Below are 24,468 nucleotides of genomic sequence, written 5' to 3' on the forward strand. Positions count from 1 at the left end.
TACCATCGCGGAGATGTCGAACGGCAGCACCTTCCCCCCGCCCCGCCGCCGGCGCGGCACCGCACTCCTGGTGCTGGCCGCCGTGGCCGTGATCGCCGTCGGCGGCTGGCTGTTCTGGCGGCAGACGGGCGCACCCGGCGACCCGGCGGCCCGGGGCGGTACGCCGGCGCCCGGCCGGACGGCGGACGGCGGCACCGGGACCGGCGGCCGGTCGGACGGGCGTACCGGCCACGGCCCCACTCCCCGCCCGGGCGGCACGGGTGATCCGCACGGCAGCCTCAAGGGCAGGACCGTGCTGATCGACCCCGGCCACAATCCGCACAACAGCCGGCACAACGGGCAGATCGCCCGGCTGGTGAACATCGGCACCGGGCGCAAGGAGTGCGACACCACCGGCACCGCCACCAACGGGGGCTACGCCGAGGCGTCCTTCACCCTGGACGTGGCCCGCCGCGTCCGCACCCTCCTGGAGCAGCAGGGCGCCAAGGTCGTCCTCACCCAGGACGGCGACCGCCCGTACGGGCCGTGCGTGGACGAGCGCGCGGCGCTCGGCAACAAGGCGCACGCGGACGCCGCGGTCTCGATCCACGCCGACGGCTCGGCCGCCGGCAACCGCGGCTTCCACGTCATCCTGCCCGCGCGGGTCACCGCCGGCCCGGCGGACACCACGGCGATCACCGGCCCGTCGCGACAGCTGGGCGAGCGACTGGCCGACCGCTTCCGGACGGTAACCGGAAGCTCGCGGTCCAATTACGTCGGCCACGGCACCGGGCTGGACGTCCGCGGCGATCTCGGCGGGCTCAACCTGTCCACGGTGCCGAAGGTGTTCATCGAGTGCGGCAATATGCGCGACGCGGAGGACGCCGCGCAATTGACCGACGGGCACTGGCGGCAAAAAGCGGCCCGCGGGATCACCGAGGGCATTACGGACTTCCTGACACGCTGACCACCCACGACGTCCACGCCCCGGCCGATAACGCATCGAAACCAACAGGCCGACCCGCCGGATTCGACGATAGGTTCCCCTTTACGATGGGTGGTCACCGCCGTGCCTCGCACCGCGCGCACCGCGACAGCGTCGAATAGACCACGAAAGAGACAAAGGACCCTTACGTGAACATCCGCTCCCTCACTAGAGGCGACGGCGTGGTGATCGGAGCAGCGGTGCTGCTGTTCATCGCCTCGTTCCTCGGCCTCTCCGGCGCCCCGGACTGCACCGGCCCGTACGCCAAGTACTGCGAGGCCCAGGACTACAGCAGCTCCAACGCCTGGAGCTCCGTCTCCGTGCTCATGAGCGTGTACCTGGCCGGCGTGATCGGCGCGGCGATCATCATCCTCAGCCGTGCGCTGCCGCAGCAGCGCAAGGTCGCCGGTCTGGACCTCGGCCAGTTCGGCGTTGCGCTGAGCATCTTCGCGGCGTGGACGGCGTTCTGGGACATCATCGACGTCCCCAACGCCGGCGCCGGCCTGATCGTGGGTCTGATCGCCGCGCTGGCGCTGGCCGCCGGCGCGGTCGCCGGTCCGCTCGTCCCGGCGCTGAAGGCCGAGCTGATCGGCGCGCCCAAGCCGCCGGCCGCCCCCTACGGCGCGGGCCCCAACCCGGGCTACGGCTACCCCGGCGCCCAGCAGGCGGCGGGCCAGGGCTACGGCTACCCGGGCCCGGGCGGCCAGCAGACCGGCCAGACGCCCGGTCAGCCGGCGGCCGACGCCACGGCGGGCGGCGCGGCGGGCGCGGCCCCCGCGGCCGGCGCCCCGGCGGACTTCGCCCCGTTCTGGTTCGCGGTCCCGGTCGCCCGTCCGCTGTACGGCGAGGACGGTTCGCCGTCGCCGATCGCCGAACTGGCGCCCGGCACCTGGTACCTGGCGGTGGAACAGCGCGGTCAGGCGCTGATCGCGCAGACCCAGGACGGCCGTCGCGGCGTCCTGCAGGACACCACCGGCATCCAGCGCGGCTGACCCGCCGCCACCGTCCCCCAGCGGTCCTTCCACGGCCCCTCGCCTTCCGGCGGGGGGCCGTTGCGCTGCCCGCCCGCCGGCCGTACAGTGCGCCGCACCGCATCGAACTGACGAGGCGTCAGCTATCGCGGTGAAGGCCCGGGACGTCCGTACGGAGAGGGGCGATCGCCATGCGACTCGGTCTGGCACTGGGCTACTGGGGCCGCGGCCCCGACCCCCGGCACCTCGAACTCGCCCGTGCCGCCGAACGCCTGGGCTACCACTCGGTGTGGACCGCGGAGGCCTGGGGCTCGGACGCGTTCACCACCCTCACCTGGATCGCCGCCCACACCTCCCGCATCGAACTGGGCACCGGCATCGCCCAGATGGCCGCCCGCACCCCCACCGCGACCGCGATGCACGCCCTCACCCTCGACCACCTCTCCGGCGGGCGGCTGCTGCTGGGCCTGGGGCTGTCCGGGCCGCAGGTCGTCGAGGGCTGGTACGGGCGGCCGTTCCCCAAGAGCCCGCTGACCGCCACCCGGGAGTACGTGGACGTCGTCCGCCAAGTGCTGCGCCGCGAGGGGCCGGTGGAGTCCGACGGGCCGTTCCATCCGCACCCGTACCTCGGCCCGGACGGCACCGGTCTGGGCAAACCGCTCAAGCCCATCACCCATCCACTGCGTGCCTCGGTGCCGGTCCTGCTCGGCGCCGAGGGGCCCAAGAACATCGCCCAGACCACCCGGATCGCGGACGGCTGGCTGCCGCTGTACTGGTCGCCCCTGCGCACCGGCGTCCACCAGGAGTCGCTGGCGGGCGCGCCCGAGGGGTTCCGCATCGCGCCGATGGCCCGCGCGGTGGTCTGTGACGACGTCGCGGAGGGGCTGTGGCCGGTGAAGGCGATGCTCGGCTTCTACATCGGGGGCATGGGGCACGCGGCGAAGAACTTCCACGCCGATCTGATGGCCCGTATGGGATATCCGGAACAGGCCCGCCGGATCCAGCAGCTGTTCCTGGAAGGCCGCAAGGAGGAGGCGGTGCGCGCCGTACCGGACGCGTTCGCCGACGAGATCTCCCTGGTCGGCCCGCGCGAACGGATCGCCGAGCGGCTGGCGGCGTGGCGCGCGGGCCCGGTCACCGACCTGCTGGTCACCGCACCGGACCCGCGGACGCTACGGGTGCTGGCCGAGCTCAACGCCTGACGGCCGGCACCCGCCGCTCACTCGAACGAGGCGTACGTCAGCCAGGTGTCGAGCAGCGCCCGGTCACCGAGCACCTCGACCCGGTCGCTGTCGGCGGGCAGCCGGCGGTAGAGGACGCCGAGCACGTCGGTGAGCGGGCCGCGCAGGGCGACCGCCGCCTTCTCGTGGGCGCGGCGGTGGGTGAACCGGTCGCCGGTGAGGTCGAGCAGCCATTCGGCGTTCAGCTCCGCCGGGGTGTCCGTGGCGTGCAGGTGGATCGTGCGGCCGGGCCCGAAGGGGGAGACGCCGTGCGCCGCGAACCGCTCGGCGGCCTCCGGCAGCGCGCACAACTGGAGCCACTCCTCCAGGCAGTCGGCGGCCACCTCCTGCGGCACGTCGAAGGGAACGCCGGCGGCGAGCGCGGCGTCGGCGCGGTGCACGACCGTCTCGTGGGTCATCCGGCGGGCCCAGAAGCCGGCCCGCTGCACCGGCGGCGCCCAGGTCCACACCGCGGCGTCCGGCCCGGCCTCGCGCAGTGCCGCCACGGTCTGCTCCGCGCCCTCCGCGAGCCAGGCGTCCAGGGCCGCCGCGTCCTTGCCCTCGGGGCCGGCCGCGCCCGGCACTTCCTCGGGGCCGACGGCCTTCTCCGCGCGGGTGGCGACGATCGTGCCGGCCCAGCGGTGCGCGCCGCCCACGTGCCGGGCGAGGTCGGCCAGCGTCCAGTCGGGACAGGTCGGTACGGTCACGGAGAGGTCGGCGCTGCGCACGATCTCCCGGAACCGGGCGGTCTCGTCGAGGAGTTGGGAACAGTAGGCGTCGTGGCTAAGAGAGCCTTGGAGAGTCATGTGCCGCACGGTAGTGCGCATCGCGGACCCAGGGCGTCCTATTTGAACGGCGCGCCGGGTCCGCTGATGCCGCGCCTACCGGCAGCAGTCCGGGTCGAGCCCCGTCGGCAGCCGTTCACCGCCGAACACGAGGGTGGTCGCCTCGTCACCGCCCACCGCCGCCACCGCGAGCAGCAGCGAACCGGCCGTCCAGGAGGTGCGTTCGCGCGGCCAGACCGCGTCGTCGTCGAAGACGTAGCCGGTCCAGTACATGCCGTCCTCGGCGCGCAGGTGCTGGATCCACTTCAGGATCGTCACGGCCCGCTCGGACTCCCCCATCGCCCACAGCGCGAGCGCCAGTTCCGCGCTCTCGCCGCCGGTGACCCAGGGGTTGGGCAGTACGCAGCGCACGCCCAGGCCGGGCACCACGAAGCGGTCCCAGTCGGCGTCGATCCGGTCCCGGGCGGCCTGGCCGCGGACCGCGCCGCCGAGGATCGGGTAGTACCAGTCCATGGAGTAGCGGGCCTTGTCCAGGAACCGCTCGGGGTGGCTGCGTATCGCGTGGCCGAGCCGGCCGGCCGCCAGCTCCCAGTCCGGCTGCGGCTCCTCGCGCTGCTCGGCGAGCGCCAGCGCGCAGCGCAGCGCCTGGTAGATGGAGGACGAGCCGGTGAGCAGCGCGTCGCGGACCGGGGTGCCGTCGTCCTCGCGCTTCCAGCCGATCTCCCCGCCGGGCTGCTGCAGTTCGAGGACGTACTCGATCGCGGCGTGGACCGCGGGCCACATCCGGTCGAGGAAGGCGTCGTCGCCGGTGGACAGGTAGTGGTGCCAGACGCCGACCGCGATGTAGGCGCAGAAGTTGGTCTCCCGGCCGCGGTCGGTGGGTGCCGCCGCGTCCCCGTCGGCGTAGGCCGCGTACCAGGACCCGTCCGGGTTCTGGTGCCGCACCAGCCAGTCGTACGCGGCCTCGGCGCGCTCGTGTTCGCCGGCCGCGTCCAGCGCCATGGCGGCCTCGGTGTGGTCCCACGGGTCGAGGTGGTGGCCCCGGAACCACGGGATGGCGCCGTCCGTGCGCTGGGTCGCCAGGATGCCGTCGACCGTACGGGCGGCCTCTTCGGCGGTGAGCACCCCCGGCAGGACGAGCCGTTCGGTACGCCCGGGACTCGTCACTTGGCGGCCCCGGCGGAGGACTTGGCGGAGGATGTGGCGGATGCCTTGGTGGAGGACTTCGCGGGTGCCTTGGCGGCGGTCGTGGCGGTCTTCCGGGTGCGCGCGGCGGGCCGGGCGGCCGGCGCCGGCGTCTCGGCGGGCGCGCTCGCCTCGTCGGCGACGGGCGCCTCGGGCAGATGCGGCTTGGTGGCGTAGACGACGAAGCTCTTGCCGATGACGGGGTTGAGGGCCCGCTCGGCGAGCCGGGTGGCCAGCGGCTTCTTCATGATGTCCCAGACCAGCAGCTTGTGGTACGCCTGCACCGGCAGCGCCTTGTCGTTGTCCACCCCGAAGGCGCACTTGAGCCACCAGTAGGGGCTGTGCAGCCCGTGGGCGTGGTGCGTGCCGTACGGCTCCAGGCCGGCCTCCCGCATCTTGCCGAGGAGTTCGTCGCCCCGGTAGATGCGGATGTGGCCGCCCTCGACCTCGTGGTAGGCGTCGCTGAGCGCCCAGCAGATCTTCTCGGGGCCGTACCGCGGCACGGTGACCGCGATCCGGCCGCCGGGGCGCAGCACCCGCACCATCTCGGCGAGCACGCCCTTGTCGTCCGGGATGTGCTCCATGACCTCGGAGATGATGACGACGTCGAAGCTGTCGTCGGGGAACGGCAGGGCCAGCGCGTCGCCCTCCAGGGCGGTGGCGGACGCACCGGCCGGGGCCTCGCCGGCCTCCTTCATCGCGGCGAACCACTTGGCGACCTCGCGGATCTCGTCGCCGTTCTGGTCGAGGGCGACGACCTGCGCGCCGCGCCGGTAGCACTCGAAGGCGTGCCGGCCGGCGCCGCAGCCCAGGTCGAGCACGCGGTCGCCGGGAGCGAGCGGGAATCGGGAGAAGTCGACGGTCAGCACGGCGTTCTGCTTTCGTCCGGCAGTGGGTGGCAGTGGTGCGGCAAACGGCGGCGGGCCGCCCGGGGAGGCGGCGCCGGGGAGGTGGCGGAGCTATCTGCGGGCGGCGGACCGGCCGCCCTGGAGGGCCATGGCCTCGCGGTAGCGCTCGGCGGTGCCGATGGCGGCCTGGCGCCAGGTGAAGCGGGCCAGCACCCGCTCCCGGCCGGCCGCACCCAGCCGGCGGCGCAGCTCCGGGTCGCCGAGGAGGCGCAGCAGCCCGGCCGCCAGCGCACCGGCGTCGCCCGGCGGCACCGCCAGACACGTCTCGCCGTCCGGTCCGGCGACCTCCGGGATGGCGCCGCCGGTGGTGGCGAGCAGCGGGGTGCCGGTGGCCATCGCCTCGGCGGCCGGCAGCGAGAACCCCTCGTAGAGGGAGGGCACACAGGCGATCTGGGCGCCGCGGACCAGGTCGACGAGTTCGGGGTCGCTGATGCCCTTGACGAACTCGATGGCGCCGGCCAGCCCGAGCCGTTCGATGGCGGCGGCGACCGGTCCGTCGTCGGCGCGCTTGCCGACGACCACCAGGTGGGCGTCGGGGTTCTCGGTGCGCACCTTGGCGAGCGCCTCGACGAGGTGGATCAGGCCCTTGAGGGGGACGTCGGCGCTGGAGGTGGTGACGATCCGGCCCGGCACCTCGGGAACGGACGCATCCGGCGAGAAAAGGTCGGTGTCGGCGCCGATGTGCACCACGTGGATCCGGTCGGGGCGGACACCGAGGTCGTCGACGATCTCCTGGCGGGACGAGCCGGAGACGGTCAGCACGGACGGCAGTCGGCGGGCGACCCGCTTTTGCATCCGGGTGAAGCCGTACCAGCGGCGGACCGAGGCGCGGCGCTTCCAGTCCGTGGCGGCGGCCAGGTCGAGCCGGCGGTCGACGGTGATGGGGTGGTGGATCGTGGTGACCAGCGGGGCGCCGAGCGCGCCGGAACCGCCGAGCAGGCCGTAGCCGAGGGTCTGGTTGTCGTGGACGACGTCGAACTGGCCGCGGCGGGCGGCGAGATGCCGCCGGGCGCGCAGCGAGAAGGTCAGCGGCTCGGGGAAGCCACCGGTCCACATCGTGCCCACCTCAAGGGCGTCGATCCAGTCCCGGTACTCGCCGCGCTTCGGCGTCCGGAACGGGTCCGGCTGGCGGTAGAGGTCCAGGCTCGGCAGCTCGGTCAGCCGCACGCCCTCGTCGAGGACCGGGTAGGGCTGGGCGCCGATCACCTCGACGGTGTGGCCGAGCCGGGCCAGCTCGCGCGAGAGGTGGCGTACGTAGACGCCCTGGCCGCCGCAGAACGGGTTCCCCTTGTACGTGAGCATCGCGATGCGCAGGGGGCGCCCGTGGTCCCCGCGAGACGTGGCCGCGGTGCGCTCCGGGCGCCCGTGGTCCCCGCGAGACGTGGCCGCGGTGCGCTCCGGGCGCCCGTGGTCCCCGGGGAAGGTGGTCGCGGGGGGCTCCGGGTGCTCGCCGTGCGGCGGGGCGGTGGCCGGGGATGCCTCTGCGGGGCGAGGCGCGGCTGCCTGGACGGCCTCTGCGGTCACGCACGGCCCCCTTCTCACTGGACTTTCGCCGGAGCGTAACCGCTGGCGGTAATCTAGAACAAGTTTCAGAACTGTCGAGCTACTGATCAGTTCACCGAGCTTCGAATCTACCGGCCGAGAACGATGCGAAAAGAGCCGCACCAGGTGATTCGCGCCACGACCCACGCCCCTGCCATGCTGTGCCGATCACACCACCGGCACTCGCCGCATCGCGGACGGAATGCCACGGAATGGGAACAATGACTACGGAATCCAAGGCAGCCAGGCCGGCGCTTCCCGCGAGTCCCCCTCTGACGGAGCGTCAGGAGGCGCGGCGCCGCCGCATCCTGCACACCAGCGCCAAGCTGGCCTCCCGTGGCGGCTTCGACGCCGTACAGATGCGCGAGGTCGCCGAGTCCTCGGGCGTCGCGCTCGGCACGCTCTACCGCTACTTCCCGTCCAAGGTGCATCTGCTGGTCGCCACCATGCAGGACCAGCTCCAGCACATGCACGAGACGCTGCGCAAGCGCCCGCCGTCCGAGCCGGATCCGGGCGCACGGGTCGCCCAGACCCTGATGCGGGCGTTCCGCGCACTGCAGCGCGAACCGCACCTCGCGGACGCCATGGTCCGCGCCCTGACCTTCGCCGACCGCTCGGTGAGCCCCGAGGTCGACACGGTCTCCCGGCTGACCACGGCGATCATCCTCGACGCGATGCGCCTGGACGGCCCGCCGACCCCCGAGCAGCTCTCCGCGGTCCGCGTCATCGAGCACACCTGGCACTCGGCCCTGATCACCTGGCTCTCCGGCCGTGCCTCGATCGCCCAGGTCAAGATCGACATCGAAACGGTCTGCAAACTGATCGACGTGACGTCACCGGGGGCGGGGGGCCAGGGAACAGCGCGGAAGCGTTAACTCCGCCCCCCACTCGGGCAGTTGGCCCCGCAAGGGGCCTTCACGACCCTTACGGGTCCGCCGCCCCCACCCCCTAGGGGCCCCACCCCCTACAGGCCCGGCCCCGCCCCGCCCCCGCGCCCCTCCCGCAGCCCGCTGTGTCACTCCTCCGGAGGGAAGACCGCCTCCCCGCTGTCCACCACGGTGAGCATGATCGCCTCCACGGGGCACCCCTCGGCCGCCGCCAGCACGCGCTCGCCGGGCTCCGTCTCCGGCGCCACCGGATGGGACTGCCGCGCGGCGTCCAGCCGGAACCCGTCCGGCGCCGCGCCGACACACATCCCCGACCCGATGCACACGCCCCGGTCGACCTCCACCCGCCAGCGTTCCGCCGTCCGCCCCTCCGCGTCCGCCATCACGCACCCGCCGGCAGGTGGATCATCTTGTGTTCCAGATACTCCCCGAACCCCTCCGGCCCGAACTCCCGCCCGATCCCGGAGTTCTTGTAGCCGCCGAACGGCCCGAGCATGTCGATGCTGAACGTGTTCACCGAGTACGTACCGGTCCGCACCCGCCGCGCCACGTCGATGCCGTGCTCGACGTCGCCCGTCCACACCGAGCCGGACAGCCCGTAGTCGGAGTCGTTGGCGATCCGTACCGCCTCCGCCTCGTCCTCGTACGGCAGGAGGCAGATCACCGGCCCGAAGATCTCCTCCCGGGCGATCCGCATACCGTTGTCGACCTCGCCGAAGAGCGTCGGCTCGACGTACCAGCCGGTGGCCTGCCCCTTCGGCCGGCCGCCGCCGGTCAGGACCTTGGCGCCTTCCTGCTGACCCAGCGCGATGTAGTCCAACGAGCGCTGCTGCTGCCGGCGCGCGACGAGCGGGCCCACCTCGGTGGCCGGATCCAGCGGGTCACCCACGGTGAGCGCGGACGCCGCCGCGGTGAAGCGTTCGGCGATCTCGTCGTAGCGGCTGCGCGGTGCGAGGATCCGGGTCTGCGCCACGCACGCCTGCCCGTTGATCATCCAGGCGAACGGCACGATGCCGGCCACCGCCGCGTCCAGATCCGCGTCCGGCAGGATCACCGCCGCCGACTTGCCGCCCAGCTCCAGCGTGACCCGGCTGAGGTTCCGCGCCGCGACCTCCATGACCCGCTTGCCCGCCGCCACCGATCCGGTGAACGACACCTTGTCCACGCCCGGATGCCCCACGAGGTACTCGCTCACCTCGCGGTCCGCCGGCAGGATCGAGAGCACCCCCGCCGGCAGCCCGGCCGCGGTCGCGATCTCCGCGAGGAGGTACGCGTCCAGCGGGGTCTCCGGCGACACCTTCAGCACCACCGAACAGCCCGCCAGCAGCGCCGGCGCGAGCTTGGCCGCGGCGGTGAACTGCGGCACGTTCCACGGCACCACGGCCGCCACCACCCCGGCCGGCTCCCGTCGTACGAGGACCGGCCCCAGCACCCCGGCCCGCCGCTCCTCGAACGGGAAGTCCCCGGCCACCGTGAGCGCCGCGTCCCAGGCCAGCACCGAGGCCAGCGACTGCACCATGACGCCCGAGGTGTACGGGGTGCCGTTCTCGGAGCTGATGACCCTGGCGATCTCCTCGCTGCGCGCCGCGAAGGCGTCCTTGATGCGGGTCACCACCTCGATCCGGTCCGCGAGCGGGGCGTTCGCCCACACCCCGGCCTCGAAGGAGGTGCGGGCCGCGGCCACCGCACGGTCGACATCGGCCCGCGAGGCGTGCGGGACCCGGCCGATGACCTGCTCGGTGTGCGGTGAGACGACCTCGATCGTGTCCCGGCCGGCCGGATCGACCAACTCACCGCCTATGTAGAGCTTTCCGTGCTCGACGAGGTCGCTCATGGCTGCCGCCTCCCGACGATGACCTGCTGGGGATGGTGGTGCTGAGGGTGAGCCGATGGTGGTGTTGATGGTGGTGTTGAGGGTGAGCCGATGGTGGTGTTGAGGGTGAGCCGATGGTGGTGCTGAGGGTGGCAGTGGGGCGTGGACGGGAATGGTGAATTGACGGGTCGTCAGGTATTTCGGTCTCAGGAACTGTTACCAGTTCCCGTGGGAGGAGTCCACCGCGCCGGCCGAATCCGATCGCCCGCCAACTCCCCTGGAGTGGTGGGCACTTCACCCGCACGCTGAAACCCGTTCTAGTTATAGTGAGGGCGGTCGCGACGAGAGGGGACCGCCATGGGCGCGCAGGTGATCGACCACAAGGGCGGGGTGTGGAGCATCGCCGTCCCGATCCCGGACAATCCGCTCGGTCACACCCTCGTCCACCTCCTGGAGACCGACCTCGGCCCGGTACTGATCGACACCGGATGGGACGACCCGGACTCCTGGGACACCTTGGTGGCCGGCGTCACCGCCTGCGGGTTCGCCCTCACCGATCTCCACGGGGTACTGATCACCCACCACCACCCCGATCACCACGGCCTCTCCGCCAAGGTCAGGGAGGCGTCCGGCGCCTGGATCGCGATGCACGCCGCCGACACCGCCGTCGTACGCCGCACCCGCACGGCCGCACCCGGACAGTGGCTCGACTACCTGATCGCCAAACTCACCGCCGCCGGCGCACCGGACGAACACCTGGCCCCCCTGCGCGAGGCGCGCGCCAAGGGAAGGAGCGGCCGCCGACCCGCCGGCCGGCAGGTCGCACTGCCGGACCGCGAGATCGCCCCCGGCGAACTGCTCGACCTCCCGGGACGACGCCTGCGCGCCGTCTGGACGCCGGGGCATACGCCCGGCCATGTGTGCCTGCACCTGGAGGAGGAGCATCCGGGGGCCGGCCCCGGGCAAGACGGGCCAGAGGGCGGGGACGGACGGCCGGAGGGTGGGGACGCACGGCCGGAGGGTGGGGACGCACGGCCGGGTAGGAGGCCCGGCCGAGTGAGCGGCTTCGGGCGGCTGTTCTCCGGCGACCATCTCCTCCCCGGCATCACACCGCACATCGGTCTGTACGAGGAGCCGGACGCCGAGGGGGGTCCCCGCTGCTCGCACGGCATGGAGGGCTTGAGGGACGCCATCGACCCCTTGGGCGACTACCTCGACTCCCTCGAACGCGTAGCCCACCTCGCACCCGCCGAGGTGCTGCCGGCGCACCAGCACGCCTTCACCGATGCCGGCGGACGCGTACGCGAGCTCATCGCTCACCATGAAGAGCGCCTCTCCGGACTGAGAGCACTGCTCCGCGAACCGCTCACCCCATGGGAGCTCGCCGTGCGGATGGAGTGGAACCGCCCGTGGGAACTGATCCCTTACGCATCGCGGAACATCGCGGTCTCGGAGGCCGAGGCCCATCTGCGCCGGCTGGTGAAGCTGGGACAGGTGGAGCGGGTGGAACGGGCGGTGAGCGGGGGCCCGGACCGCTATCAGGCGGTGTAGGCGAACCACCGGGCGCCGCGATCGATCCACCGGACGGCGCGATCGAACCACCCGGCGGTGCAGGGCGAACGCGGGTGAGTGAGCGCACGGGGCCGACGGGGCGGACGGGGCGACAGGACGGCCGATGACGGGCCGGGCGGCCGGGGTGCCTTCGTCGTCGCCGTACGCGAGGACCGCGCGACGGCAGCCGCCTGGCGGCACTCCCGCTCCCCGTCCCCCGCTCCCCGCCCTCCGTTCCCCGTCCCCGGCTCTTCGTCCCCCGTTCCCCGCCCTACGTTCCCCGTCCTGCGGCTCTTCGTCCCCCTTCCCCGCCCTACGCTCCCCGTCCCCCGCTCCCCTCCGCTCCCCGTCCCCCCGGCTCTCCGTCCGCGCTGTCCCTCCCCCGCTGCCCTCCCCGCGCCGGAGGCCCCCCACCCGGGGCCGGTTAAGGTGTGCGGGACAACGTCATCCGTACCCGATCGGGGGAAGCCGGTGGAAATCCGGCGCTGACCCGCAACCGTGAGGACGGTCGGCCGTGCCTCGCGCGGTATCCGGCCGGACGAGCCGGAGCACCCGATGGGGCACGGCCAGGCTCGCGCCACCGGCACCGCCCTCGTGCGGAGGCCGGTGCGCGGCACCGCCGAGGTATGCGGAGCCGAGCCCGGTGCCACCACGCCCGATCAGCAGGATCGGTGCGCGGGTGGTCGGCCGAGCGCGGCTGCGTGCACCGCCGCGACCGACCCGAGAGGCACCGACCCGATGGCCCCCATGGCTTCCACGGCTCACCAGGCCGCTTCGACGTACCCCGTCGCCTTCCTGGCGCGCCGCGCCGCCACGGCGCTGGCGGCCGCGGTGGTGCTGGGCGCGGCCGCTGCCCCCGCCGCGTTCGCCGACTCCGCACCCGCCGCCGCTCCTTCCGCCTCCCCGCAGAAGCTGCCCGCCGGGCTGTACGGCACCAAGGACCCGCAGTACGACGGCGTCTGGCGGCAGTCGCTCGCGCTGCTGGCGCAGCACACGGTGGGCGTGCGGCCGGCGGCCCCGGCGGTGGACTGGCTGGTCGGGCAGCAGTGCGCGGACGGCTCGTACACCGCGTTCCGGGCCGACCCGGGCAAGCCGTGTGACGCCAAGACGATGCGGGACACCAATCAGACGGCCGCCGCGGTGCAGGCGCTGGCCGCGCTCGGCGGGCACGGCAAGAGCCTGACGAAGGCCGTGGACTGGCTGAAGTCGGTGCAGAACGACGACGGTGGCTGGAGCTCGATGCCCGGTTCGCCCAGCGACGCCAACTCCACCTCGGTGGTCATCGGTGCGCTGGCGGCGGCCGGGCAGAAGCCGGAGTCGGTGACGTCGAAGAAGGGCGGCAAGACCCCCTACGACGGGCTGCTCACCTTCCGGCTCGGCTGTGACGTCAAGGAGGAGGGACGCGGGTCTTTCACCTTCCAGCTGAAGGGGGCGGCGCCGAACGCCGATGCCACCGCGGCCGCCGCGACCGGCGCGCTGGGCAAGGGCTTTGTCGTCGGCCCTGCGGACGGTTCCGCCGATGCTCCCGTCAAGCCGTTGACCTGCAAGGACGGTGCGGAGGTCGGCGCCGGTAAGGGCAAGCAGGCGGGCGCGGCGGCGAAGGACCGGGCGCGGGCCGCGGACGGCGGCGCCGCCTACCTCGTCGATCAGCTCGACAAGAACGGGCAGCACCTGCTGTCCGCGATGCCGGGAGCGGAGAAGCAGCCGGACGTCGGCAACACCGCCGACGCCGTGGTGGCGCTGGCGGCCGGTGGCCACCGCGCCGCCGCGCAACGGCCGCTGGCGTGGCTGGAGAAGAACGCCGCCGACTGGGCCCGGCAGAGCGGTCCGGCCGGGTACGCGCAGCTGGTGCTCGCCGCGCACGCCACCGGTAAGGACCCGCGCGCGTTCGGCGGCACCGACCTGGTGGCCGCCCTCAACGCCACCGGCCCCAAGCCGGCCGCGGTCTCCGCGAAGGCCGAGAAGTCCGCGAAGGACGAGAAGAGCGACGACGGCAAGGGCGGCGGCATGGGCGTCGTGTGGGTCGTCGCCGTCGGTCTGGCGATCGGGGCGGGTATCGGTTTCCTGCTGAGCGGCCGCAAGAACCGCAAGAAGAACGAGCTCTGATGCGTCGGGCAGTCCAGGCGGTCCTGCTGGCCGGCACCGTCACAGGTCTGGCCGGCACCCTCACGGGTCTGGCCGCGGCCCCCGCCCAGGCGCAGGAGTACCGCTACTGGTCGTTCTGGAACGGCGGCGGCAAGGGCGGCTCGTGGGCGTACGCGACGGAGGGGCCGGCCACCCTGCGGCCGGCCGACGGTGCGGTCGAGGGCTTCCGCTTCACCGTCGGCGCGGATTCCGCCGCGGCCGGAAAGCCGCGTAAGGCCGCGGACTTCGACGCGGTCTGCGGTACGACGCCCGCCAAGGACGGCCGCAAGCGGATCGGCATCGTCATCGACTTCGGCACCGCCGCGGACGCCCCGGGTGGCGAGCGCCCCCCGAAGGCGCGGACCGCCTGCGCCCAGGTGCCCGAGGATGCCTCGGCCGGTGAGGCGCTGGCCGCGGTCGCCCGGCCGCTGCGCTACGACGCCAACGCGCTGCTGTGCGGGATCGCCGGCTACCCGGAGTCGGGGTGCGCGGAGCAGGTGGCGGACTCGGGTGGTCGAGGCGGCGGTTCCGGTTCCCGCTCCGGTTCCGGTTCGGACGCCGGTTCCCGTTCCGGTTCCGCTTCGGACGCCGGTTCCGGTGCGTCCGGCGCCGGCGACACCGACAAGGCGCACCAGGCCGACGGCGGGCCGTCCGCCGGTCTGCTCGGCGGCGGCGCGGCCGTCCTCGTCCTCGGTGCGGCGGCCGGGTGGCAGGCGCGCCGCCGGCGCGGATGAGCGCCCCGCAGGCGACCCGTGCCACCGCGCTGCACGCCGGCGCGTGGTGGCTGTGGGCGCTCGGACTGGCCACCGCGGCCTCCCGGACCACCAATCCGCTGCTGCTCGGGCTGCTGGTGGGGGTGGCCGGATACGTCGTCGCGGTGCGGCGCACGGACGCGCCGTGGGCCCGCTCGTACGGCGCGTTCGTGAAGCTGGGGCTGGTGGTGATCGGCATCCGGCTGGTCTTCGCGTGCGTCCTCGGCTCGCCGATCCCCGGCACACACACCCTCGTCACGCTCCCCGAAGTGCCGCTGCCGGACTGGGCGAAGGGTGTCCGGATCGGGGGCCGGGTCACCGCGGAGGGCATGGTCTTCGCCCTCTACGACGGTCTGAAGCTGGCCACCCTCCTGATCTGCGTCGGCGCCGCCAACGCGCTCGCCAACCCGTCCCGGTTGCTGAAGTCGCTGCCCGGCGCGCTGTACGAGGCGGGGGTGGCCGTCGTCGTCGCGATGACCTTCGCCCCGAACCTGGTCGCCGACGTCCAGCGGCTGCGAGCCGCCCGCCGGCTGCGGGGCCGTCCCGACCGGGGGTTCACGGCGCTGCTCCAGGTCGGAGTGCCGGTGCTGGAGGGCGCGTTGGAGCGTTCGGTGGCGCTGGCCGCGGCCATGGACGCCCGCGGTTACGGCCGTAGCGCCCGCGTCCCGCGTGCCGTACGGCGGACCACCGCGGCCCTCACCCTCGGCGGACTGCTCGGCGTCTGTGCGGGTACCTACGGCCTGCTCGGTGACACGGGGGCCGGCTACGGGCTCCCGCTCCTCCTGGTCGGACTGGCGGCGGCGCTGGCCGGGCTGTGGCTGGGCAGCCGCCGTTCCGTGCGCACCCGTTACCGCGCCGAACGGTGGGGACCGCGCGCCTGTGTGGTGGCGGGCTCCGGTATCGCGGTCGCCGCCCTGACCGTCTGGGCCGGCGGCTACGCCCCCGCCGCCCTCCATCCGCCCGCCTACCCGCTCACCGCCCCGGTCCTGCCCCTCTGGCCGGCCGCCGCCCTCCTCGTCGGCCTCCTCCCCGCCGTCGTGGCCCCGGCTCCGGCCCCGGCCACCACAGTCACCACCGCGGCCACCACCAGGACCGCCACGACCACCCGAACCGCCCAGACCGCCCAGAAGGAGCCCAGCCGATGATCCGGTTCGAGCAGGTCTCGGTCACCTACGGGGACGCCGCCGCGCCTGCCGTCCAGGGCGTGGACCTGACCGTCCCGGAGGGTGAGCTGTGCCTCCTGGTCGGTCCGTCCGGTGTCGGCAAGTCGACGGTGCTGAACGCCGTGTGCGGACTCGTCCCGCATTTCACCGGGGGGACGCTGCACGGCCGGGTCACCGTCGACGGCCGGGACACCCGCACCCACAAGCCCCGCGAACTGGCCGATGTGGTCGGGACGGTGGGGCAGGACCCGCTGGCGCACTTCGTCACCGACACCGTCGAGGACGAGCTCGCCTACGGCATGGAGTCGCTGGGTCTCGCTCCGGACGTGATGCGCCGCCGGGTCGAGGAGACCCTCGATCTGCTGGGCCTGGCCGAGTTGCGGGACCGGGCCCTGGCCACCCTCTCGGGCGGTCAGCGGCAGCGGGTGGCGATCGGTTCGGTGCTCACCACCCACCCCAAGGTCCTGGTGCTCGACGAGCCGACCTCGGCCCTGGACCCGGCCGCCGCCGAAGAGGTGCTCTCCGTCCTCCAGCGTCTGGTGCACGATCTGGGAACCACGGTCCTGCTGGCCGAACACCGGCTGGAGCGCGTGATCCAGTACGCCGACCAGGTCATCCTGCTGCCCGCTCCCGGCGCCCCGCCGGTCATGGGCGCACCGGCCGACGTCATGGCGGTCTCCCCGGTCCATCCGCCGGTGGTGGGCCTGGGCCGGCTCGCCGGCTGGTCCCCGCTGCCGCTCTCCGTACGGGACGCCCGCCGGAAGGCCGCTCCCCTGCGGGCGCGGTTGGAAGCCGTCACCCCGCCGCGGCCGGCCGACGCCGCGGACGCCCCGGAGGCCGCGCCGGTCGCGGAGGTCACGGGTCTCGGCGTGCGCCGGGGGCGGATCGAGGCGCTGCACCGGGTGGAGTTGTCCGTCCGGCGCGGCGAGACCGTCGCCCTGATGGGGCGGAACGGTGCGGGGAAGTCCACGCTGCTGTCCACCCTGGTCGGGATGCACCAGCCGTCGTCCGGCGCGGTGCACGTGGGCGGGCTGGTTCCGCACCGCACCGGCCCGCGGGAGCTGCTGCGACGGGTCGGTCTGGTCCCGCAGGAGCCGCGGGACCTGCTCTACGCGGACACCGTCGCCGCGGAGTGTGCCGCGGCCGACCGGGACGCGGGCGCCCCCGCGGGCAGTTGCCGCGAGCTGGTGGCGCGGTTGCTGCCCGGTGTGCCGGATTCCGTTCATCCCCGGGACCTGTCGGAGGGGCAGCGGCTGGCGCTCGCCCTCGCGGTGGTGCTGACCGCCCGGCCTCCGCTGCTGCTGCTCGACGAGCCCACCCGCGGTCTGGACTACGCGGCCAAGGCCCGGCTGATCGAGGTGTTGCGCGGGCTCGCGGCCGAGGGGCACGCCATCGTGCTGGCCACCCATGATGTGGAGCTCGCCGCCGAGTTGGTGCACCGGGTGGTGATCCTGGCGGACGGTGAGGTGGTCGCCGACGGGCCCACCGACGAGGTGGTCGTCTCGTCGCCCTCGTTCGCCCCGCAGGTCGCCAAGGTGCTCGCACCGCTGCCCTGGCTGACCGTTCCCCAGGTGGCCGGTGCCCTGGAGGGCGCCGTATGACGGCCGGCCGCCAGGCGCGGGCGGTGCGGCTCGGGCCCCGCTCCGTCGCGGCGCTGGTCCTGGTGTCGGCCGTCGGCGTGGTGGCGTTCGGCTGGCCGCTGCTGGCCGGCTCGGCGTCCGGACTCGCCCATTCCAAGGACGCGCCGTGGCTGTTCGCCGCGCTGCTGCCGATGCTGCTCGCCGTGGTGGTGGCGACGATCGCCGACGTCGGACTGGACGCGAAGGCGATCGCCATGCTCGGTGTGCTGGCGGCGGCCGGGGCCGCGTTGCGTCCGCTGGGCGCGGGGACGGCCGGGGTCGAGCCGATGTTCTTCCTGATGGTGCTGTCGGGCCGGGTGCTCGGGCCCGGTTTCGGTTTCGTGCTGGGTTCGGTGTCGATGTTCGCCTCGGCGCTGCTGACCGGCGGCGTCGGCCCCTGGATGCCGTTCCAGATGCTGTCGATGGGCTGGGTGTCGATGGGCGCGGGTCTGCTGCCGGGGGCCGACAGGTGGCGCGGGCGCGGCGAGCTGGCGCTGCTGGCCGCCTACGGTGCCGTCTCCGCGGTCCTCTACGGTCTGGTGATGAACCTCCAGGGCTGGCCGTACCTCGCGGGCATGGCCTCGGGCGTCTCCTTCGTGCCCGGCGATCCGCTGGACCAGAACCTCGCCCGCTACGTCGCGTACTGCCTGGCCACCTCCCTCGGCTGGGACCTCCCGCGCGCCCTGGTCACCGTGGTCCTCACCTGCACGCTGGGCGGGCCGGTCCTGAAGGCCCTGCGCCGTGCGACCCGGCGCGCCGCCTTCGACGTCCCGGTGTCCTTCGAGGAGTCCCGCCCTACAGCCGCTGGATGATCGTCGCCGTCGCCAGTGCTCCGCCGGCGCACATGGTGATCAGGGCGAACTCCTTGTCGGCGCGTTCGAGTTCGTGCAGGGCGGTGGTGATGAGCCGGGCGCCGGTGGCGCCGACGGGGTGGCCCAGGGCGATGGCGCCGCCGTTCACATTGACCTTCTCCAGGTCCTGCTCGAAGACCTGGGCCCAGGAGAGCACGACGGAGGCGAAGGCCTCGTTGATCTCGACCAGGTCGATGTCCTTGAGGGACATTCCGGCCTTGCCGAGGACCGCGCGGGTGGCGTCGATCGGGCCGTCGAGGTGGAAGTGCGGGTCGGAGCCGACCAGGGCCTGGGCGACGATGCGGGCCCGCGGCTTGAGTTTGAGGGCGCGGGCCATCCGCTTGGAGGCCCACATGATGGCGGCGGCCCCGTCGGAGATCTGTGAGGAGTTGCCGGCCGTGTGGACGGCGGTCGGCATGACGGGCTTGAGGCCGGCCAGCGCTTCCATGCTGGTGTCGCGCAGGCCCTCGTCGTGATCGACCAGCCGCCACATGCCCTGGCCGGTGGCCTGTTCGTCCTCGGTGGTGGGGACCTGGACGGCGAACGTCTCGCGCTTGAAGCGTTCCTCCGCCCAGGCGGCGGCCGCGCGTTCCTGGGAGATGAGTCCGAGGGAGTCGACGTTCTCGCGGGTGAGTCCCCGGTTGCGGGCGATGCGTTCGGCCGCCTCGAACTGGTTGGGCAGGTCGACGTTCCATTCGTCGGGCCAGGGCTTGCCGGGACCGTGCTTGGAGCCGCTGCCGAGCGGTACCCGGGACATCGCTTCGACGCCGCAGCCGATGCCGACGTCGATCACTCCGCCGGCGATCATGTTGGCGACCATGTGGTTGGCCTGCTGGGAGGAGCCGCACTGGCAGTCCACGGTGGTCGCGGCGGTCTCGTAGGGGAGGCCCATGGTCAGCCAGGCGTTGCGGGCCGGGTTCATCGACTGTTCGCCGGCGTGGGTGACGGTGCCGCCGACGATCTGTTCCACGCAGTCGGGCTGGATGCCCGTACGGGCGAGCAGTTCGCGGTAGGTCTCCCCCAGGAGATAGGCGGGGTGGAGGTTGGCGAGCGCGCCCTGGCGCCTGCCGATCGGGGTGCGTACTGCTTCGACGATGACGGGTTCCGCGGCCATGACTGACTCGTCCTCTCCTCGCGTCCGCGGGCGTCCCGACACCCACGGAACAAGAACTAGTACCCGTTCTAGTTCCGCGAACAGTCTCGTGAGCCGCCACCCGCGGCGCAAGGGGGCGCGCAACACCCTTGCCCGTAACGGGAATCGCCGAGACCCTTGCCACTTGTAGAACTCGTTACTACCTTCGCCGCGACCCCACCTGATGCACCGTCAGAAACGTGATGGCCCATGGACCAGGAGTCGCCGATGCCATGCCCAGCGCTGCCCGAGGGGTTCGACTTCACCGATCCCGACGTGTACCGGTCCCGCGTTCCGCTCCCCGAGTTCGCCCAACTGCGGCAGACCGCGCCCGTGTGGTGGAACGCCCAGCCGCACGGCATCGCCGGCTTCGACGACGACGGCTACTGGGTCGTCACCCGCCATCAGGACGTCAAGGAGGTCTCCACCAAACCGGACGTCTTCTCCGCGAACCTCAACACCTCGATCATCCGGTTCAACGCCGCGATGACCCGTGAGCAGATCGACGTCCAGAAGCTGATCATGCTCAACATGGACCCGCCCGAGCACACCAGGGTCCGGCAGATCGTGCAGCGCGGATTCACCCCGCGCTCCATACGGGCACTGGAGGACGCGCTGCGCCAGCGGGCCGCCCGGATCGTCGCCGGGGCCCGGACCAACGGCTCGGGGGACTTCGTCACCGACGTCGCCTGCGAACTGCCCCTCCAGGCCATCGCCGAACTCATCGGCATCCCCCAGGAGGACCGGGCCCGCATCTTCGACTGGTCCAACAAGATGGTCGCCTACGACGATCCGGAACTGGCCATCACCGAAGAGGTCGGCAGCAACGCGGCCATGGAGCTGATCTCGTACGCGATGAACCTCGCCGCGGCGCGCAAGGAATGCCCGGCCAAGGACATCGTCAGCCAGCTGGTGGCGGCGGAGGACGAGGGGAACCTCGGCTCCGACGAGTTCGGCTTCTTCGTGCTGCTGCTGGCGGTGGCCGGCAACGAGACCACCCGCAACGCCATCACGCACGGCATGCACGCCTTCCTCACCCACCCCGACCAGTGGGAGCTCTACAAACGCGAGCGCCCCGCCACCGCGGCCGAGGAGATCGTGCGCTGGGCCACCCCAGTGGTGTCCTTCCAGCGCACCGCCACCCAGGACACCGAACTGGGCGGCGCACGGATCAAGCAGGGCCAGCGGGTCGGGATCTTCTACTCCTCCGCCAACAACGATCCCGAGGTCTTCGACCACCCCGAGGTCTTCGACATCACCCGTGACCCCAACCCCCATCTGGGCTTCGGGGGCGGCGGACCGCACTTCTGCCTCGGCAAGTCGCTGGCCGTACTGGAGATCAACCTGATCTTCCAGGCCATCGCGGACGCCATGCCGGACATCTCGCTGGCGGGCGATCCCCGGCGGCTGCGCTCGGCCTGGCTCAACGGCGTGAAGGAACTCCAGGTGCAGTACGGCTGAGACCGGCCCTCGGGGCGAAAGGGATGGCAGAGACCTTGAGCGGGCCCCCACCACGAACATGCCCGCCCGCTCCTTGGTCTTCGGACCTGTCGCGTACGGCCTGGGCGGACAGCTCCTCATTGAGCACGGCCAAAGCCCGGATCAGAGCATCCCGGGCCGTCTCCTCCGTCACACCGCTACCGTGGGCCCCATGCCCGACAGCACGTTCTGGACCGTGCCCGCCGACCGCCCTACCACGGCAAGATGTTCCACGCCTGCGGCTGGCCCGGCGATGAGCCGTTCGTCGTCGCCGGCGACCCGCAGGCCGTGATGTCCGGGCGGTCTCGGCCGTGATCCGGCACTTCCCGCACGGTCCGAGGGTCAGCACCCGCCGCCCGCACGGGCCGTCAGGTCCGGGGCACTTGCCGTTCTCGCTCGAAGTCGCCTCGATCGAGGCGTGAAGTGCGGCGTACTCGCCATGATGCAGACCCTCGCCGCCGCCGGCGAACTCCAACGCGACCCCCAGCGCGAGCTGACCTGCACCGCAGGCCCCTCCCCCGGTGCCAGCCACTCGACGGCGCCCGGTGGTCGGCAGGGGCCACCGGGCTCCGCGATATGTCCGAAAACGGTTTGCCGCTCAACCTTGCCAGCCGTCAGGGGCCGACTTACATTCAAACTCGCCAGTAAGTAACCGCGGGTAACCCGGACTTCCCCCCTCACGCGCCGCACCCGGTTCCCCTGCGCACCTCCAAACGCCACGTTCCCCCCACGCATCGCGACAGCGCGCTCCACCGCTCTCCGAAGGGGACCCACACCATGAAGGACGCTCACGGCAGACCTGTCACGGGACGCACCAGCTGGCGGAAGTTCGCCGTGCTGGCCGTCCCGGCCCTCGCCGGCACCGCGGCCCTGGGCATCGCCCTGGCCAACGGGGCGCTGGCCGCATCGTTCGCCGTATCGGGACAACAGTTCAAGGTGTCCGCCGACAGCCTCAAGGGCGATGGATTCGCCCAATACGGCAGCGTGGACGCGAACGCCAGGGGGGACCTCCTGCCGGTCGCGGTCACCGCCATCAAGTCCGCGCAACTGCACAACCTCTGCCAGTCGGTGGTCACCCACCTGCCCGTCATCGGCGACATCTCGCTCAACCTCAGCGCCGGCACGGGCAGCACACCCGTCGAGGCCAGCAACCTGTTCGTGGACGCCACCCAGCTCTCCGGCAACGCGTCCTTCCACGCCATCGAGATCGGCCGGGACGCCTCCACGCTGGACAAGGGCCCGGCCAGCGCCCAGGGCATGCAGGACCTCTTCGCCCAGCAGGCCGACGACGTCAGCATCACCAAGCTCCGGCAGACCGCCTGGGCGACCAATGCCGGCACCTTCAAGCTGTCCGGCCTGCAGATGAAGATCTCCAAGGGCACGAAGGAATGCTTCTGACCTGGCGGCGCTGGCGGACGGGACGGCCCTTCTGGGGCGGTCTGGCGGCCGTCGTCGCCGGCGCCGAGATCTGCGCCATCCCTCTGGCCCCCCTGAAGATCATGCTGCAACAGGGCATCGCCGGGATCCCGTCCGTCCTGATGGGACTGGTGATGATCCTGATGGGCCTCTCGGCCTGGTTCGCACCGCACTACCGGGGGCTCGCGGGGGTGCTCACCGTCCTGTGCGCGGCGGCCGCACTGGTGATGTCCAATCTGGGCGGCTTCCTGATCGGCACGATCATCGGGATCCTCGGCGGCTCGATGATCTTCGCCTGGCAACCGACCGGACCGGCCGAGGCGACCGAGGCGACCGGGTCAGCTGGATCGGCCGAGGCGGCCGGACCGACCGGGCGGGCGGAGCCCGCGGAACCGCATTCTTCGTAAGCCCCGCCTCTTCGTAAGCCCCCGCCTCTTCTCTCCCTCTCTCCGTAAGCCCCGCCTCTTCTCGCCTCCTCTCTGGAACCACCCTCCGGAACGCCCCCTCTGGAACCACCCCTCTGGAAGGAACACCTCCATGACGCCTGCTCAGAACCCCACACCCGCCCGGCCCGATACACCCCGTGCATCCCGTGCATCCCGTGCGTCCCGTGCAGCCCGCGCGTCCCGTAAGCGGACGTGGGTCGTCGCCGGTAGCGGGATCGCCGCGGCGCTCGGCCTGTCGGCGGGGGTGACCGGTCCGGCGATGGCGCAGCCGGCCGGAACCGCCGCCGCCACGACCGTCAGCCCGGCCGGCCACGCCTTCACCGCCACCCTCAGCGGCAAGGCCACCTTCACCGCCGGATCGGTGACCGTGACCTGCACGACCTCGACGTCCAGCGGCCAGGTCCCGGCCGCGCCCGGCAACCACAACGACGCCGGTCCGGTGAGCAGTTCGACCACCCCGGCCACGTACGGCTCCTGTACGACGAGCATGCCCGGGGTGAGCGCGACCGTCAGCACCACCGGCACCTGGGGCGTGGCCATGCAGAACGGGACACCGGTGAGCGCCGGACTGACCATCCCCTCGGGCGGGTTCGTGCTCCGGACCAGCGGTCTGGCGTCCTGCACGGTGACCGCGGCACCCACCGCGGCGGCCACCGTCAACGGCACCTGGACCAACGGGGCGCCGTCCACCCTGGCCTTCACCAACGCGTCGGTGCCGGTGAAGGTGGTGGGCGGTTTCGGCTGTCCGACCAGTGCGACCAGTTCGACGTTCAACGCCACCTATCAGGTGCGCGACACCACCGATCCGGCGTCCCAGATCACCGTCACCGGGTGAGGCCGGCGGCGGCCACGGTCACCAGGGCCACCGCTACCGCCGTGGCGCTCACCCACACGGTGACCAGCCGTCGCCTGAGGACCCGGTAAACCCCCTCGTATTCGGTCCGCAGACTCGCGCTGCGGACCGCAATACGTTCCAGATAGGCCCGCGAGGTCTCGTGCTGGTCCTGGCAGTAACGGACCGCCACTTCCTGCCGCTGGGAGTCGGTGAGCCAGGGCAGTCCCGCGCAGAAGGCCTCCGCGCGGGTGCGGGCGCGGTCCTTCTCCGCCTCCCAGAGCAGAAAGCCCTCGATCTCGTTGACGGCCCGGTCCAGATCCCGTTCGCCGTCCCAGGTCCTTTCCTCACCGGTGCGGATGCGCTCGCTCATGCCCGGGCCTCGATTCCGGTACCGGACCGGTCGTCGGAATCCCGCACCTCCGTGAGCTCCCGGGCGATCTCCGGGTGGTGCAGATCGAATGCCGGGGATTCGGAACGGATACGGGGCAGCGACCGGAAGTTGTGGCGTGGGGGCGGGCAGGACGTGGCCCATTCCAGCGAACGGCCGTAGCCCCATGGGTCGTCGACCTCGACCTTCCTGCCGTATTTCGCGGTCTTCCAGACGTTGTAGAGGAACGGCAGGATCGACAGGCCGAGGAGGAAGGAGAAAATGCTGGAGACGGTGTTCAGGGCGGTGAAGCCGTCGGCCGCGAGATAGTCCGGAATGCGGCGCAGCATGCCTTCCGCGCCAAGCCAGTGCTGGACGAGGAAGGTGCCGTGGAAGCCGATGAACAGCGTCCAGAAGGTGATCTTGCCCAGGCGCTCGTCGAGCATCTTGCCGGTGAA

The 24,468-nt window shown here is 72.5% G+C and carries 23 protein-coding genes and 1 riboswitch; of the genes, 14 read left to right on the plus strand and 9 right to left on the minus strand.

What is annotated here, in order from left to right; genetic code table 11:
• Nucleotides 1-13: 13 nt before the first annotated feature.
• The 3 genes from AB0G35_RS26820 (at nucleotide 14) to AB0G35_RS26830 (ending at nucleotide 3,137) form a co-directional block, all read left to right on the plus strand.
• Nucleotides 14-946, plus strand: coding sequence for an N-acetylmuramoyl-L-alanine amidase (locus AB0G35_RS26820; protein WP_360954579.1), 933 nt, complete (start codon nucleotides 14-16; stop codon nucleotides 944-946).
• A 167-nt stretch (nucleotides 947-1,113) separates the two neighbouring features.
• The gene (locus AB0G35_RS26825) at nucleotides 1,114-1,956 is read left to right on the plus strand and encodes a hypothetical protein (RefSeq protein WP_360954582.1); all 843 of its coding nucleotides are present in this window, start codon (nucleotides 1,114-1,116) and stop codon (nucleotides 1,954-1,956) included.
• Between the two features lie 170 nt (nucleotides 1,957-2,126).
• Nucleotides 2,127-3,137, plus strand: coding sequence for an LLM class F420-dependent oxidoreductase (locus tag AB0G35_RS26830; protein WP_360954585.1), 1,011 nt, complete (start codon nucleotides 2,127-2,129; stop codon nucleotides 3,135-3,137).
• A gap of 17 nt (nucleotides 3,138-3,154) precedes the next feature.
• On the opposite strand, the gene AB0G35_RS26835 is transcribed toward AB0G35_RS26830, so the two are convergent.
• From AB0G35_RS26835 to AB0G35_RS26850, 4 genes are all read right to left on the minus strand, one after another.
• Nucleotides 3,155-3,961 (minus strand): maleylpyruvate isomerase family mycothiol-dependent enzyme, encoded by an 807-nt coding sequence (locus tag AB0G35_RS26835; RefSeq protein ID WP_360954588.1) that lies wholly within the window; start codon nucleotides 3,959-3,961, stop codon nucleotides 3,155-3,157.
• Between the two features lie 75 nt (nucleotides 3,962-4,036).
• Complete coding sequence (locus AB0G35_RS26840; protein WP_360954591.1) at nucleotides 4,037-5,107, minus strand: prenyltransferase/squalene oxidase repeat-containing protein; 1,071 nt, start codon at nucleotides 5,105-5,107, stop codon at nucleotides 4,037-4,039.
• Entirely contained in the window at nucleotides 5,104-5,994 is an 891-nt protein-coding gene (locus tag AB0G35_RS26845) for a class I SAM-dependent methyltransferase (protein WP_360954594.1), read from the minus strand. Before AB0G35_RS26845 ends, AB0G35_RS26840 begins: the two co-directional genes overlap by 4 nt.
• A gap of 90 nt (nucleotides 5,995-6,084) precedes the next feature.
• Nucleotides 6,085-7,335 (minus strand): glycosyltransferase family 4 protein, encoded by a 1,251-nt coding sequence (locus tag AB0G35_RS26850; protein WP_360954660.1) that lies wholly within the window; start codon nucleotides 7,333-7,335, stop codon nucleotides 6,085-6,087.
• Between the two features lie 461 nt (nucleotides 7,336-7,796).
• Here AB0G35_RS26850 and AB0G35_RS26855 point away from each other — a divergent pair, with 461 nt between their 5' ends.
• Nucleotides 7,797-8,450 carry a TetR family transcriptional regulator gene (locus tag AB0G35_RS26855; protein WP_360954597.1) on the plus strand — a complete coding sequence of 218 codons (654 nt, stop codon included), beginning with the start codon at nucleotides 7,797-7,799 and terminating at the stop codon, nucleotides 8,448-8,450.
• A 140-nt stretch (nucleotides 8,451-8,590) separates the two neighbouring features.
• Here the strand turns inward: AB0G35_RS26855 and AB0G35_RS26860 are convergent, their stop codons facing one another.
• Together AB0G35_RS26860 and AB0G35_RS26865 are read right to left on the minus strand one after the other, a co-directional pair.
• Nucleotides 8,591-8,845: a ferredoxin gene (locus tag AB0G35_RS26860; protein ID WP_360954600.1), complete on the minus strand. Its 255-nt coding sequence runs from the start codon at nucleotides 8,843-8,845 to the stop codon at nucleotides 8,591-8,593.
• Nucleotides 8,845-10,296: an aldehyde dehydrogenase gene (locus AB0G35_RS26865; protein ID WP_360954603.1), complete on the minus strand. Its 1,452-nt coding sequence runs from the start codon at nucleotides 10,294-10,296 to the stop codon at nucleotides 8,845-8,847. Before AB0G35_RS26865 ends, AB0G35_RS26860 begins: the two co-directional genes overlap by 1 nt.
• 336 nt (nucleotides 10,297-10,632) lie before the next feature.
• On the opposite strand from AB0G35_RS26865, the gene AB0G35_RS26870 reads away from it, so the two are divergent.
• From AB0G35_RS26870 to AB0G35_RS26895, 6 genes are all read left to right on the plus strand, one after another.
• Nucleotides 10,633-11,826: an MBL fold metallo-hydrolase gene (locus AB0G35_RS26870; protein WP_360954606.1), complete on the plus strand. Its 1,194-nt coding sequence runs from the start codon at nucleotides 10,633-10,635 to the stop codon at nucleotides 11,824-11,826.
• Between the two features lie 461 nt (nucleotides 11,827-12,287).
• Nucleotides 12,288-12,380, plus strand: a riboswitch (cobalamin riboswitch).
• A gap of 193 nt (nucleotides 12,381-12,573) precedes the next feature.
• Nucleotides 12,574-13,932, plus strand: a complete 1,359-nt coding sequence (locus tag AB0G35_RS26875) for a prenyltransferase/squalene oxidase repeat-containing protein (RefSeq protein ID WP_360954609.1) — start codon at nucleotides 12,574-12,576, stop codon at nucleotides 13,930-13,932.
• The gene (locus AB0G35_RS26880; protein WP_360954612.1) at nucleotides 13,932-14,684 is read left to right on the plus strand and encodes an SCO2322 family protein; all 753 of its coding nucleotides are present in this window, start codon (nucleotides 13,932-13,934) and stop codon (nucleotides 14,682-14,684) included. The genes AB0G35_RS26875 and AB0G35_RS26880 overlap by 1 nt, the downstream gene beginning before the upstream one ends.
• Nucleotides 14,681-15,847 (plus strand): CbiQ family ECF transporter T component, encoded by a 1,167-nt coding sequence (locus AB0G35_RS26885; RefSeq protein ID WP_360954615.1) that lies wholly within the window; start codon nucleotides 14,681-14,683, stop codon nucleotides 15,845-15,847. Before AB0G35_RS26880 ends, AB0G35_RS26885 begins: the two co-directional genes overlap by 4 nt.
• Nucleotides 15,844-17,466, plus strand: a complete 1,623-nt coding sequence (locus AB0G35_RS26890; protein ID WP_360954618.1) for an ATP-binding cassette domain-containing protein — start codon at nucleotides 15,844-15,846, stop codon at nucleotides 17,464-17,466. The genes AB0G35_RS26885 and AB0G35_RS26890 overlap by 4 nt, the downstream gene beginning before the upstream one ends.
• Nucleotides 17,463-18,296, plus strand: coding sequence for an ECF transporter S component (locus AB0G35_RS26895; RefSeq protein ID WP_360954621.1), 834 nt, complete (start codon nucleotides 17,463-17,465; stop codon nucleotides 18,294-18,296). The genes AB0G35_RS26890 and AB0G35_RS26895 overlap by 4 nt, the downstream gene beginning before the upstream one ends.
• Here the strand turns inward: AB0G35_RS26895 and AB0G35_RS26900 are convergent.
• Nucleotides 18,280-19,449: a steroid 3-ketoacyl-CoA thiolase gene (locus tag AB0G35_RS26900; protein ID WP_360954624.1), complete on the minus strand. Its 1,170-nt coding sequence runs from the start codon at nucleotides 19,447-19,449 to the stop codon at nucleotides 18,280-18,282. The genes AB0G35_RS26895 and AB0G35_RS26900 overlap by 17 nt on opposite strands.
• A 246-nt stretch (nucleotides 19,450-19,695) precedes the next feature.
• On the opposite strand from AB0G35_RS26900, the gene AB0G35_RS26905 reads away from it, so the two are divergent.
• From AB0G35_RS26905 to AB0G35_RS26920, 4 genes are all read left to right on the plus strand, one after another.
• Nucleotides 19,696-20,928, plus strand: coding sequence for a cytochrome P450 (locus AB0G35_RS26905; protein WP_360954627.1), 1,233 nt, complete (start codon nucleotides 19,696-19,698; stop codon nucleotides 20,926-20,928).
• Nucleotides 20,929-21,723: 795 nt separating this feature from the next.
• Nucleotides 21,724-22,344, plus strand: a complete 621-nt coding sequence (locus AB0G35_RS26910; RefSeq protein WP_360954630.1) for a DUF6230 family protein — start codon at nucleotides 21,724-21,726, stop codon at nucleotides 22,342-22,344.
• Nucleotides 22,335-22,769 carry a DUF6114 domain-containing protein gene (locus AB0G35_RS26915; protein WP_360954633.1) on the plus strand — a complete coding sequence of 145 codons (435 nt, stop codon included), beginning with the start codon at nucleotides 22,335-22,337 and terminating at the stop codon, nucleotides 22,767-22,769. The genes AB0G35_RS26910 and AB0G35_RS26915 overlap by 10 nt, the downstream gene beginning before the upstream one ends.
• A gap of 130 nt (nucleotides 22,770-22,899) precedes the next feature.
• On the plus strand, nucleotides 22,900-23,643 hold the full coding sequence (locus AB0G35_RS26920; protein WP_360954636.1) for a hypothetical protein: 744 nt from the start codon (nucleotides 22,900-22,902) through the stop codon (nucleotides 23,641-23,643).
• Here AB0G35_RS26920 and AB0G35_RS26925 read toward each other — a convergent pair.
• Both AB0G35_RS26925 and AB0G35_RS26930 read right to left on the minus strand, forming a co-directional pair.
• Nucleotides 23,633-24,013 carry a hypothetical protein gene (locus AB0G35_RS26925; protein ID WP_360954639.1) on the minus strand — a complete coding sequence of 127 codons (381 nt, stop codon included), beginning with the start codon at nucleotides 24,011-24,013 and terminating at the stop codon, nucleotides 23,633-23,635. The genes AB0G35_RS26920 and AB0G35_RS26925 overlap by 11 nt on opposite strands.
• Nucleotides 24,010-24,468 (minus strand): cbb3-type cytochrome c oxidase subunit I (locus AB0G35_RS26930; RefSeq protein ID WP_360954642.1); only part of this gene is annotated, 459 nt, incomplete at its 5' end. The genes AB0G35_RS26925 and AB0G35_RS26930, both read right to left, overlap by 4 nt.

Source organism: Streptomyces sp. NPDC021749, from assembly GCF_040640655.1.
Taxonomy (GTDB): Bacteria; Actinomycetota; Actinomycetes; order Streptomycetales; family Streptomycetaceae; genus Streptomyces.